Origin of the sequence: Streptomyces sp. NPDC087420, assembly GCF_044744165.1 — a bacterium.
In the GTDB taxonomy this organism is placed as follows: domain Bacteria; phylum Actinomycetota; class Actinomycetes; order Streptomycetales; family Streptomycetaceae; genus Streptomyces.
In genome coordinates this window covers 1-13,405 of record NZ_JBIUXU010000033.1, presented here as the reverse complement: position 1 = coordinate 13,405, position 13,405 = coordinate 1, and the positions used below count along the sequence as shown (strand labels likewise).

4 protein-coding genes are annotated in these 13,405 nt (G+C 64.3%); 1 reads left to right on the top strand and 3 read right to left on the bottom strand.

Annotation, left to right across the window (positions count from 1 at the left end; translation table 11 throughout):
• Positions 1-128: 128 nt before the first annotated feature.
• Positions 129-926 (bottom strand): hypothetical protein, encoded by a 798-nt coding sequence (locus ACIO1C_RS35815; protein ID WP_401871995.1) that lies wholly within the window; start codon positions 924-926, stop codon positions 129-131.
• Between the two features lie 1,773 nt (positions 927-2,699).
• On the opposite strand from ACIO1C_RS35815, the gene ACIO1C_RS35810 reads away from it, so the two are divergent.
• Positions 2,700-3,422 (top strand): DUF6461 domain-containing protein, encoded by a 723-nt coding sequence (locus ACIO1C_RS35810; protein WP_401871993.1) that lies wholly within the window; start codon positions 2,700-2,702, stop codon positions 3,420-3,422.
• A gap of 1,109 nt (positions 3,423-4,531) precedes the next feature.
• On the opposite strand, the gene ACIO1C_RS35805 is transcribed toward ACIO1C_RS35810, so the two are convergent.
• Both ACIO1C_RS35805 and ACIO1C_RS35800 read right to left on the bottom strand, forming a co-directional pair.
• On the bottom strand, positions 4,532-10,513 hold the full coding sequence (locus ACIO1C_RS35805) for a hypothetical protein (RefSeq protein WP_401871991.1): 5,982 nt from the start codon (positions 10,511-10,513) through the stop codon (positions 4,532-4,534).
• On the bottom strand, positions 10,488-12,554 hold the full coding sequence (locus ACIO1C_RS35800; RefSeq protein WP_401871988.1) for a hypothetical protein: 2,067 nt from the start codon (positions 12,552-12,554) through the stop codon (positions 10,488-10,490). Before ACIO1C_RS35800 ends, ACIO1C_RS35805 begins: the two co-directional genes overlap by 26 nt.
• Positions 12,555-13,405: the final 851 nt, after the last annotated feature.

Genomic DNA, 13,405 nt, shown 5'->3' with positions numbered 1-13,405 from the left:
CGATCCACGGCGAAGCCCCCATGCCCGGACAACGCTGACCCCATGACGCAGACACGGCCACCAGGCCCGATCCACCTCATTGTGTTAGCCGTTGTAAGCCAGATGTCCGGCGCTTGGTTGGCGGATGGCTACTTGCCCGAGAAAAATGCGTTCAACACGATCTCAATGACAACTAAACCGACACCAGCGATTCCACCGGCTGTTGCGCTTTGGTAGAGGATCGCCACAACCACCACCGCTGCGGCGATCGCAGCTGGCTCTGGAACCCCGTGCCGCGCTGAAACGATAACGATCACCGCGACAAGAACCGCTGTGATGGACAGTCGCAACGCGTCACCCATGCGACGCGGTGGTTTGAGGTCGCCTTCGTCCAAGAGTGCCCCGAGCCGCCCCGAGGCGTACCGCTCGCTGATCGTCAATGCCAGGCGCCCAAGGTCACGCGCGGCCTTCTGAGGCTCCTTGTCCAACTCGGCCTCCGCACACCGCAATGCCCCTACGACCTGAGCCGCGTGCGCTTTCAAGGGTCCGTTGCGCCGCGAGAAAATGGGAACAGTGCCTCGTGCGATGCGCGCCCCTCGCACGCGCATTACCGGGAGACGTAGTGAAATCGAGCTGAGGTGGTGATCGCGGTTTCCCGAGGAGCGCACGACGTCCGCACATTGCCCAATCAGGCAAGCCCAGACGCTGACGCGCTCGAAGGTAAAACCCCCTGCACCACACATCCGAGCAGCGGAAGCCACAACGAACCGCAGCGGGTACGCCGCCAGCAACAGCGCCACCCCACCCGCTCCTATGTCGCCAAGAGCCAGCTCAACCAGGACCTTCGAATCGCTGTAGTACGGGACCTGCTCGAGGAGCTCGTTCGCTTTCCTCAAATCGCCGGCAAACGCACCGACGATCCCGCGTAGGCAGACGTAAAGGAACACGGTCCATAACACCCATGTTCGCACTTTCCGTTGGTGGTATCGCCGTAATGCCACTCGAACCGGCCCTGGTATAGGACCGATATGAAGCACCTCGACATCCTCGCGCAGCTTCCGTATCGCCTCGTCAGCCTGCCGCCGGTGACGTGCAGCAAGGCGAGCCCCAATCCAGCCCATCATCGGCCGATCATTGCACGACACTCACGGCAGAAGCGGCGGATGTCTCTCAGCGGCCCGTCGACGCTCGAGATCTTTTGCGGGACGCAGAGCAAGCCAAGCTCCTCTGCGACAGCATCGACCCATCGGTTGCCCAGCACCACCCGAGCCGTCTCGGCAACCGCCTCGTCACGGGCCAGCCCCATCCCAGCCCTTCAGTGCGGTAGACCACGGTCAAAGACGGTCAATCAAACTGGCTCCAGCACAGCTCGTAGCCCAAGTAACGCCTGGTCAGAGCGCTGTGGCACTGCTAGGCGCCGTTGATTCCCAAGCTCAGAGCGCGAGTTCGATTCTCGTCACCCGCTCCACGCAAGCCCCAGGCCAGTGGCCCGGGGCTTCCTTGTTGTCTAGTCCAATTTGAGGACCGCGCACCACTTGCACCTAGCGGTCAATAGGAGCAACGAGCGCGCTTCGGAGACCTGTCGAATATTCATTGGACACGTTCTCGAATCCTGAGACCGACTTCGCGCGACGCGCGCCACACCTTTAGCCGTCCCAAAACTACTGACCGACACGGCCGCTGATCGCGGCATGAGCACCCGCATCAGCCAACACGACTGCTGGGAAGCCGTGTTGGTGCCGACACAGGCAGCCATCGGGCAGACAGGGTCGAGCACTCTGCGTGGCGGTAGGCAACTGCGCGCCAACGGGTCCATCCCCGCAGGTGCGGGGAGCAGGAAGGACGGATGTTCGCGGGCATCGCCGCCATGGGTCCATCCCCGCAGGCGCGGGGAGCAGTCGGTCAACGTAGGGGTCTCCGCGTACCGGATGGGTCCGTCCCTGCGGGGAGCAGCACGGGCCGTCCCCCGCGGCGGCAGAGGCCCTGGGGCTATCCTCGCAGGCGCGGGGAGCACAGCTTCGGCTCACCGCCCTGACTCCGGGGTCAGGGTCCATCCCCGCAGGCGCGGGGAGCACACTGCGTAACCAGCAGGTTCCTAGCGAGCAAGGAAGTTTTGAACCAACTGCAGCGAGAGCGACAAACAGAGCAAATCAGCCAACCAGTCGCACACACCTCTCCAGCGAACAGGTTACGGCCGCCCACAGACCGCCGCCAGCCTCCCGCCGAGATCCCGGAATCATCGCGGGGGCCGAGCCGGCCCCATGGAAGATGTCGAACCCCGACGCCCTCCCTCCCCCGCACCACTTCCGCACCACACACAACGGCATCCTGCGGTCAGTCACAGCCAGACACAGCATCGACGGCTCGGCCGCAGCGACACACAAGTCCCGCCCGACCAGCAGGGGAAGCACAAAGGCACCCGTGATTCCCAAGCTCAGAGCGCGAGTTCGATTCTCGTCACCCGCTCCACGACGAAGGCCCAGGTCAGAGGCCCGGGCCTTTCTTGTTGTCCAGACCATCTCGAGGTCACGCGCGTACGAACGTGGTCGGGCCGCGTAACGACCGCCGCCCGGAGATCCTCGGCAGGCCGCTCGCCGGGAAGTACGACCCACGGACGGGCCCCTGGCTGCGTAAGACTAAGGAACCACATCCGGCACACGCCCCTGAGCGGCTCGGGCTGGCGCACCCGAGTGTCAGTGGGCACTGGCAGGATGCGCTGCATGATCTCAGCCACCGCAGCCGATTACGGCTGGATACGTTCCCCGTCCTCGTTCTTCACGTACGCGCTGGAGGCCGGATACACGCTGACGCTGGTGCGGGGAGTCTCGCCGGCGGAGCTGCTCGAAGTGGCAGGGGCCGAGCCACAAGGCGTGTGCGAGGGGCTCGTTGAACTGATCGAGCAGCATGCGGACATCTTGGACGGATACGAGGACTCTCCCGAGTCCTTCCTCGCGGGCGCGTTCACGGTGCCTGGCGAGGGAGGAGACTGGACCCTCGCGCTGGAGTTCGGCGGCGACCTGGGAACCCGGCCCAGCATCATGGAGGCCCTCTCCACCGGAACACGGGCTGTCTCGCATTCAAGCAACGGGGGCAAACCCATGGACTTCTTCCACTGGTACGAGGACGGAGAGTTGCGGACCACCTTCGAGTGGCCGACGGACAGGACCGGCAGCACTCCCGACGAACTGAACGAGGTCATGAGAGAGGTCGGTCTCCACCCAACGCGCGACAGCGATCCCAACATCGACACGAAGGCAGCCGTGTTCGCGCTGACGGAGCGCCTCACGGGCGTGCAGGTGACCGAGGAGCTACTGGCGGAGGCCGAATACCAGACGGGCAACGTGCCGGAGGCGCCCGTCGACGAGTGGGAGAGCATCACCGTCGACATCACGGACGCACACGGTGAGCGGACATACGTACATGTGCGACGGGATCAGCTCTGACACATGTCGTGTCGTCAGCCGCTGACACTCCCGTGCCGCGGTGGCTGGGCGACCTTCTTGCGGACAGTCGCCCCGCGGCGCATTCGGCACGGGCGAAGCTACCGTCGCCCGCCGACATGCACATCAGTTCTCAACATTCATGGCACAAGAGGGGGGATGCTCTCGCCTCCTCAGTCACTCGGCGCGGGCGGCGCCATCTGGCGCCGCAAGTCGAAGTCGATGTCTGCGGCGAGATGGCGCTGGTGTTGCTTGGCCGAGTACTGATCCCGACGGCCCAACAGGCGGAAGTCGCCCGGAGCGATGTCGCCGCCAGGTCCCGGCTGATGCGTGCGTGAGCGGAAGATGCTACTTCCCGTTCGCGAGAGCACACCGCCTTATGGCCCAGGCCCGAAGGCGCTCGTCGTACCACCCCAGCATGCCCGTACCCGTCCTCGTAGCTCGCTCGTCGCAGACCAGCCCCACCCCAGCCCTCCGGGACGGTAAACCAGGGTCAGAAGCGGTCAGTCCAATCAGCCCCAGTACAACTCGCGGAACCATGTAATCCCTGGTCAGAGCACTGCGACACTCCGGAGCGCCGTTGATTCCCAAGCTCAGAGCGCGAGTTCGATTCTCGTCACCCGCTCCACAACGAAGACGGTGCTCCCAACCTGGGCTTCTTTGTTATCTAGACACGTCTGAGCCTCCGCACCACCTTGCCCTCTTCTTTCTGCTCAGAGTCCTCGGCACCGGCAGACCGGACCATCCTGTCCAGCCCACTCGCGACCTCTCGCTGCCGCTTACGGTCAGAGTGCTGATAGATGAACGCGGCCTTCTCAGACGACTGCCCACCGCAGACCATCGTGTCCTTGAGCGTGGGCCCCGGAGCGTGTGCCGTGGTGACGGCGGTGATTAGAAGCCGAAGCCCTCCGGCATGCCGAGGAACACGGGGTCCTTGCGTCGCTTTCGGTCGAAGGTGGACTGCCGGAACGGCTCCCCTTCTCCCCGCACGAAGGGCAACCTGTCCGGATCCTTATCCCCATACCGGGCGGGGGTGTTGCTCTATATCTCGCTCCATGAAGCCCGCCAGCACGACGAAGCGGCGTCGGCTACTGGCCTGGCGTCGCCCGAAATCATTTGGGACCATGGCGCTTCCACGCAGCTGCCAGAACAGGCTCAATGGCAAGCCCCTCTCGTCCCACCTGCACTAGCACGCTCATACGGCGCAAAACACTCAGGATGTTTTGGGTGTCTGGGTTCTCGTGACCCAGCAGATCAACCAGGTCCTCCAGAGGAAGCGGCGCATCAAAGTCAACGAGATGCTGAACGAGCGGGTGTACAGCTACGGCGTCGGCGAGGCCACTAGCGTTTAGGAGCTCGGCTCCTGCGACGCCCTCAAGATCCTTTGCGAGTTGGACGAGTGCTTTCTGCGACGAGAAGCCGCGTTCCGCAAGTCGCAATACGTGGTTAAGGAGACTCGGCCACCCACCCGTCGCCATGAGCAGGGCACTGCGCTGGCCCGGATCCGAGTACGAAGCCATCGGGTCCTGGTCAGCTGTCCAACTGCGCAACCCGTCCGCCGTAACAAGACGAAGAAAGAGCACATTCTCCTCATCCTGCGCGGTCAACGCACTCATATGGTCGAGATTGCTCGGATCGACAAGGGCGACAACACAGCGGCTGACGCCTTCTGGCGGCTGCAAGGTCACCGCCTGATCCAGAGCCAGCCGCATTGCCGCTGGGCCGAACTGGCGCATATCGCTGACGACGATGCGGTGGCTGCGGCCGGGAGTTCCTGTCTGGAGTTGCTTCTTGTAGTCACCGGGAGAAGCAGGTGTGAGCAGTGGGGCCACCCTGCCGGGTGTTCGTTCCCGTTGGCTGGTGAGAACACCAAGAACATCGGTCAGCCCCGCCGCAGGCGATCCGAGCACGATCCGTAGCCCATTGCGCCGCGTAGTGAGGTCGGCGATCTGGGCTTCAGTCAGTGGGCTAATACGGTTGTTTTCAGGCAGAGGTCGCCGGGCGTGGGTGGCCGCCAGGGCTGTGACTGCCTCGCTCTCCTGTGAGGACAGCTCTTCCTCGATGCCGGCCGGTGTACCCAAGAGGCGCAGTACGTTCGATGATCGCAATCGCCAACCGGTTTCGTCGGCTGCCAGAACTCCGAGGCCAACCATCTCCTCCAAGAGGGCTCGGTACTCATCGGGAGTAGTGACGGACAATGCGTCCGGCCACCACTGAGCACACTCGGTCCGGAGTTCGCGGCCGGCGACAGGCTGGTCTACACCGTGCCGGTAGGCATACAGCGCCAATACGAGTGCGATGAGTTTATAGCGGGGATCGAGATGGAGAGTGAGGCGTACGGTGTTTCGGATGCTCTTCGTGAGCGCCGCTGAGCCGATGACTCGCTCCAGCACTTCCTCGTCGATAGTCCAAGGCGGCCCATCACCGGCCGTCCGACGCTCGTGTGTCTCATGGACCAGCGCGAGCCCGATGTGCTGAATGATCTTCGGGTGGTAGTTGGCGTAAGCGAGTGCCCGATGTATCAGAGTATCGCTCTGGAAACGAATCCCGAGAGCCTGCATCGGGTCGTGAAGCAGGCGGTACGCGGCGCTCGGACTCAAGGGTCCGATGACCAACGGTTCTCCGAAGTGAGCCCCCGCGAGGGGCTGATTGGGAAGCGCGGCAAACCGCTGCACCTGATGCAGGCCGGCGAAGACGGGCTTGAAACGGCGGCCAGTGGCGCTCATGAGGTTTCTCAGCGCTGTGGTGTGCACGAAATTCTCACGAGCGTCGCCGTCAAAGAATTCGTCACATTCGTCGAACAGGACCAGGAGTTTCCGCGCCTTGTCCTTGTTCAGCCAGGTGTTGATGTCCTCCTCCACCTGGCGCGTGGTGCTTGCCCGGTGCTTTCGGCGTTCGGCGATGCCGGACTGCTCCAGGCTGCGCCCGAGTAGGTCCCACAGCACTTCAGGGGTGAGGCCCATCCCCGACGGGAGCGGAATGTAGAGGCTCGCGTGGTGCTTCGTCCTGCGGTAACGGGCCGCCGCCGCCTTGAGGAGGGCGGATTTACCGAGCCGCCGGCCACCGTAAAGGATGCTCGAACCCTGCGGGTCGAGGACGGCCGATAGTTCTTCGCTGCGTCCGTAGAACATCTCTGCCGGCAGTGTGTCGCTGGCTTCCGGGAAGTAGGGCGCGACAGCGCTGAAGGGCGCCAGGATACGTTCCATCGTGGCGAACAATCCGGTTCCACGTGCTGCCAGGAAAGCGAGGGCGGCGGCGTCCAACACAAGAATCGGCTTGTCCCTCCGTGCTACAGCAGCCTGGGCCAAGGCGCCCCGCTGAGCAACGCTCAACGTACCCGCCACAATTACCAGAACGGGAAGCTGACTGACGTCCTGCTCGATCCAGCCCAGCAGTGTTCGGGCATCGGAGACTGCCCTGGTGGTCATGACCCGCAGCCGGCCGCCCGCTCCCGACCCGAACTGGGGCAGCCGTGCGGGCCCGACCAGCTTTACGTCGTTGATGTCGAACCAGCGGCGATTGGGCGGATTGGTCAAGCCAGCATCCCGCTCCTGGCCGTACTCAATGCCCGCCAGTCGTAGAGCCAGCCGCAAGTGGTGAGGCTTGGGGCGCAACGAGTTCCACTGACTGTGCAGTTGATGCAATGAAGTGAGCGCCTCGGCTGCCTGGGAGCGCTGGGCAGAGGTCAGCGCTGAAAAGTCCAAGACCTTGCATCCCTCGCCATTTGCGGCATCCCTAATCAATTCTGCCGTAATCCCCATCTGTAATGCTTCACAGACAGCGGGGAAGAACGCGTCGAAATCCGTGACCGCTTCCGCAGTGGGCGGTTTGACCCCGGCACGAGCAGCGATGAGAAACTCTTCAGCGGTAGCCAGATCACCACGTGCGATCAGGGCACGGATCTCATCGGCGAGAGCGGACGGTGCGTCCGACTCATTCAGCCGCTGCGCGGCGGCAGTCCTGAAGGTGCTCTTCGCCTGCTCGGACAGAGCATTCAGCTGATCGACGATCGCACCGCATTCACGCCTGATCGTGCCAAGATTGTCAGCGCCGAACGCCACACCGGCTGCTTCCAGTCGTGCGGTGACCAGCGACCGCCCGGGCTCGGGCAGCTGACCGATCCGAGCTGCCGTCTCCGCCCTGTGAGTGACATCTTGGTGAAGGGCCCTGACTTCCGGCCGACTGACAGCACGCGACCGGTTGTGCTCTTGCCGCAGTTCAGCAACCCTCTCGCTGCGGCCACCGTTTAGTTCGAACATCTCCAGGGCCGTCCGTGCGGTGGCGTAGTTCTCCGCCACCGCGTGCTGATGCGCCGCCATCTCCCAGTCCGTGTCGTGAGCGCTGCGTACGTCGTCGATCGTGACCGGGCGGATGGAATTCAGCTCGACGTCGAACTCCAAACCGGTAGAGCGCAACAGATCCACATTGAGAGCGACAGCCGGCACCGGCTCGGAACCGGGGATCCTTCCGGTGTTCAGGAGTGAAATGCTCGTCCGCATGGCTTCGAGGCAACGTACGGCGGCAGCAGACACCAGGGGGTCGGGCTCTTGGCCGAGGGCCGCAAGCTCCGTCTCCATGTCCTGACCGTATTCCTTGGTCGTCGCGGCCAGATGCGAAAAGACCGCAGGCGGACGAAACGAGGCGAGGTTCTGCACGGAAGTCAGCCAGTCATGCGCCAGATCAAGGGACTCGTGGGCGTACTGAAGAATGCGACGTCGGGCCGCTCCCTGGAGGCGCGTCTTGTTGTGTCGCTTCTGCCTGTCAGTGGCAGTGAGCCGCTTCTCCAACGCTTCTGATTTACGCAGCGCCACCAACTCCGCTCTGACGGAGTCCAGCCGTGCTCTGTGGTCGCGCGCCACCGCATGCAGGATGCTGCCGATCAGGCCATCCTCGCTCCACCACTCCCGGACGATGTCGTTGGCGCGGGGGAAGTGCAGCGTGCGGGGCTCAGCCAGGCTCTCCCGTGCGAGTGCGCAGACCGAACTGACGTCGACGTCGGTGTCGGAGGTGCCCTCACCGTCCGCAAGGTCGGACCCGAGCCCGTGGACGCTGAGCTGTCCTCTCGCACAAGCATCCGCAGCGATCATCAGGGTCGCGCGGAACGCCGGCATCTCGTAGAGGGATTCGGCGAGTAGGCGGAGCAACTCGCCGGCCGCCGGATCCGCAGATACCAAACAGGCACGGAACAGCGCCGCCGCGCGCAGGAGGCGGTCAGGAAGGGGTGCGGGCATCCCACGCCCGACCAGGATCGCCATTTCTTCACGGAAGGATTCCGAGCACGCTCCGGTGGCGGTGCGCATCGCGTCGGTAAGTACGAACAGCTTGATGTTGGCAGTGAGTTCCAGCCGGTTAGAGACTCGCGCAGCGTGGTAGGCCAACGCTGCTTCTCCCCTGCTCAGCAACTGCGCGACCGTTTCGTCAGACGAATCGGCCAGTCCGCCCCACGAACGAGGGCGAACGTCCAGGGGCACTGGGGACAGCGCGACTGCCGCTGGGGCATCCGATCGAGGCTCAGTTTCCCCGACCGAAGTCACACTTCCCGCGTCTGCATGTTTCCCGGTCGCACTGCCTTTGTCCTGCCCACCCTGCCGGTCGGACTTAATGTCCGAGAGTGAAGCACCATGGTCAACAGGCTTCTTCCCCGTTGTCTTGGACGATGTTGGCTGCTCAATGACGTCCCGCGCGGGGGCATCCGAGCTCTGCGCGCGAACGCTCGAATGGCACGCCTGCGGAACAGCGGGACCCGGCTCAGGAGCCGGGGCCGCTCCCGCTCGGTCTCGATCTTCCGCCAAGCCGTCGGATTCTGCGGCACCCAGGGGCGTCTGAGCCGAGGGCCGAGCCAGGAAGGCCGCCTTGCCACGCAGGACGAGAAGCACGACTGGACGAACAGACTCGGGCAATGCGGTGCGCAGCCTCGTGTCGAGCCGCTCCACCTGGATGTCGTCATCATGCTCCACGGCGTCAGCCAGCGCGAGCACATCTGAGATCAACTCGGCAAGCTCCACGTCGTCTTCGTCCCAGGTATCCAACCGGCACAACCGGGCCGCGTGAGTGCGGAGTGCCTTAAAGGCCTCGTGCTCTTGGGACACCGTCGCGGATCTGACGCGCTCCAGCGCCGACAAAAGCCGCCCCCGGCTTGCGAGGTCACGAGCACGGTCTCTGAGCAAGGTGGAAAGTTCATGGAGTTGCGTCGGTAGTTCTTCAAGCGGCAACGTGCATGCCTCGGCCAACCCCGCTCGTATTGCCGACACGTAGCTACGCAGGGACTCAGCCGTCTCCCATGCCCCGGGATCCGGCAAAGCGCCCGCCTCTAGGCGCTCCGCCGCCTGACGTACGTCGGCAGCAGCCAGTTCAATAAGTCTCTCCAGACGGCCCGCAGCCTCATCACATTGCTCAGCCATGTCGAGTGCGGGGCGATCACCTGCGGCTCCGGGCCAGAAACTGGCGTCGGGCGGAAAGGCCACATCGCGCACGAGCGTCCTACGCCGTGCGCCCCAGTCGTCGGCGAGGCGTTGGCAGGCATCCGCCAGGATCGTCACCTGGTCCGCGGGCCAGGACGGTAAGGCTCGATTCCTCAGTGTCCACGCCAAGACCTGAGCCTGACCAGGATCCGTGTCCCAGAAAGCGAACGCAGTCAACAGAAGCTCGGCGCGGGGGACTTGTTCCAGACTCTCCAGCAGAACCTCTGCCCGATTCCCCTCCACCCACTGCATCCTGGCTTGCGAAAGACCAGCGTAGAGGGGGCCGCCCAATAGCTGCGCATCCAGCAGCCGATGCCCAAGCGCGCGCTGGGACCTCAGCTGCGACAGAGCGTGCCCGCAGATTGTGGGCGTCAGTTTCCCCATAGCGGGAACTCTTAATCGTTGGAGCAGCTGAGTGCGCTGTGTCTTACCAACTCGATTCAGCAGATCGTTCAACTGCCTGCTGTCCAGTACCGCGAATACGTCGCCCAGGGGATCCCCGAGCAGCATCAGCCCCTCGGCCACCTCGTTCCGCAGCGATGTGGGGACATCCCCATCCTTGCCACGCGACTTCGCCGTCGTTCCGGTTCTCATCATCCGTTCCGACTCACCTTTCATGATGTTGCTGTACATGCCGGTGCCATGGCTTGCCAGGCCCGGTGCCTCGCAAATGCCCGTGCACAAAGGTCGTCCCCTTGGGGAGTTGAGTGTCGGCACCTGTCCCCTCAACGGCCAAGCGCCAGCGCGCGTAAGCGTCCTGCGATTGAGGCGTAGCCTGCTGCCCCGTCGGCAAGCGCCGTTTCCGAGGACGCACCCAATGCCGGTTCATCGCCTCCCGGAGCAGATCACCGCTGTCGCCCCACCCGCTGACCTGACGCACTTCCCATGCCTGCGGGGTGTCCGGCCACCAGGTAAAAACATCCGGAGTGCCTTCAGAAGAAGCCGTCTGAGTGAGCAACCCGAGAACGGCCATGTCCTCACAGGTGTGGATGACCGTCCAGAGCAGCGCAGGGGATCGGAGGTCCGGTCCGAACAACGAGGCGGTCAGACGTCGGCCGTCAAGGGCACGGCTGCCAGCCGACCCAACGTCTCCGTCCCGTCTCAGAGCCTCGACCACCAGGCACTCCAGCGAGGCGACCGCAGGACGCCAGGCGCCTCTGGCCACAGCGGACTGCCACCGATCTCGCGCTGCCGGAGAGGGCGGCGAAACGTCAAGGCCTAACCCTTGGGCAAACAGATCCCAGTCACACTCCCACAGCACAAGCCCGAAACCCTCAACAAACACCGGATCCGGGAGCCGCACGCTGGTGGCGACCAGTCTCCTTCCGGCCCTGGCCGCAGCGACCGTCAGCCGAAGGCCTGGATACATGGTGTCCGGCCAGGCCACACCCGAGACAGCAGACGAGGTGTGGCGCGCCTGCTGCACCGCGATGTCGTCGGCTAAATGCCCATCGTGGTGAAGCCGTAGAACCACTCGCCCGGGCGCGAGCAGCAGCTTCACCGGCCGAGTCAGTTCTATCCTGCCTGCCGACAGATCAGCCGCACTCAACGCAACCGTAAATACGACCAGTTCGTCATCGACGTGCTCGACATGCACGCGGCTCTCATCAAGACGGGGGATCCCCTCACCGCTTGGCTCTGCCCCCGCTTGTGCCGCAGTGGCCTCGTCGAAGCCCAGGCCGACCGGAGTCAGCGGGTCGAGGCCCGCCAGAAGGGGACTCGCCGGGACCGCCTGCGCTCGCCAGACCCCACCCTGCTGCCAGCCGTCATCTATTCGCACGTCGACGCGATCACGGTATTCACCGCTCACCACGGCATCGGCCAAGGCGAGGTTGGCGTCCACTATCAGAGCTGCTCCCGCAACTCCGTCCAGAGCCAAGGGCGAGTCACCATGATCATGGCTGATGAGGTCGTCAAGGAGTGGCCACACAGCCGAGTAGCGTGCCGCGCCACCCGGCGCCGGCCGGGACACCGCAGTCCACATCTCCCGTGCGAGGTCGGAATGGGCGAATACCTCGGCAGCCGACGCCGAGCGCCCGTAGAGGCCCCACATTCGGACCGCGGTAGCCGATGCCATGACGCCGGCCAGACATGCGACGGCGGCCCGCACCGCACGCGCGACCATTTCCACGTCCGACGCCTTGCTCAGCCACTGCGGCAAAGGCCCGAGATCTAGCAAGCCACGGCCGGGGCCCGCAAGAAACGCAGCAAATGAACCAACTTGGTCCCGTGACGAAACACCCGCCACCGCGACCGGCACATGTCCGACGAGATGGCCGCGCTCCAACCCACCCTCAGGACGGAGCCACCGCCCCTGCTCGACCACCTCTTCCGCGCTCAAAGGACCGAACACACCAGTGTCAACCACCAGACGCTGCCTATCTACATCCCCCGCCGTGGGAGCGCCGGATACGGACGCGGCTGTCCAACCATCCGGCTCCGTTCCTTCCAGCGCCCCGAAGACCGCAGCGATCTCACCCCAGATTTCGCGCGTCCCTCGTCTCAACCGGACGAACGCCCCGGTTGGCAGCACGGGGATCGTTCCACCAACTCTTGCTTCCAAAAACGCGTCCGGATCGGGCTCAATGGCATAGCGGCCCGTGACGGGGTCATAGCCGAAGTACAGAGCGTTGAACGCACTGCACACATGGAGAACCCCAGCGCGTGCCGCCATGACGCGCTGCAGATAGTCCGCGATGCGGTCCCGCGTCGCCTCCGGGACCTCCTCGCTCCCCAGGAGTAGCTCTGGACACAGCAGGGGCCCGTCCTCACTTGGACGCCACATGGCAGTTCCCTCCCACGCCAGTCGCCTAGCAGCGCATCTAACGCCCGCTCAGCGGTCGATGTTGGATATTCGTACCTCATTGGGACGATCATGCACAGTGCTATTACAAACTAAATGAAAGGGGATCATCCAGGTCCCAGCGCGACCCCGCCGCCTGCCCACTGAGGGCGCGACAGCGCCCAAAGGGGTGCGCGTTGAAGCGCGCTGCACCGCGAAAGGCACCGTGCGCCCGGACTGCGGAACCTGATCCGGCCGAGTTCACGGCTCCTACCTGCGGCGTCCCGCGGACGCACCTGTCGCCGAACGCAGCCTTGTCCTGCGGTCGCGCACCCGCCGGTTCGCCTGCCAGAATTTCTCGTACCCGCGAGGCACCTTCGTCGGGCAGATACCAGGCCTGATCCGCAAGCACGGCCAGCGAACCGAGCGGCGGCGCTCCACCCTGGCCGCGATCCGTCTCGCCCCGGCAGGCGGGGCGGAGTGCCCACTTGGCCCGGGCAGTCGGGATGATCTAACGATGGGCTCCAGACGAGGCCGCAGAGCGGGCGCCTCCGCCCAGTTCCAGTCCAGCCCCATCCCAGCCCTTCAGTGCGGTATACCAAGGTCAGAAGCGGCCAATCCAACCGGCTTCAATACAGCTCGCAGGCCCTAGGGGTCGTCTTCAAAGCTGTTTGTGTGATGCGGGAGGATGGCGGGTGTGGTGCGTCGTCATGAGTTGTCGGATGTTGAGTGGGCTGTGTTGT

Bases quoted from the DNA above. Each gene is read 5' to 3' on its own strand.
- ACIO1C_RS35810 (WP_401871993.1), top strand. From the start codon at position 2,700: ATGATCTCAGCCACCGCAGCCGATTACGGCTGGATACGTTCCCCGTCC.
- ACIO1C_RS35805 (WP_401871991.1), bottom strand. From the start codon at position 10,513: ATGTACAGCAACATCATGAAAGGTGAGTCGGAACGGATGATGAGAACC.
- ACIO1C_RS35800 (WP_401871988.1), bottom strand. From the start codon at position 12,554: ATGGCGGCACGCGCTGGGGTTCTCCATGTGTGCAGTGCGTTCAACGCT.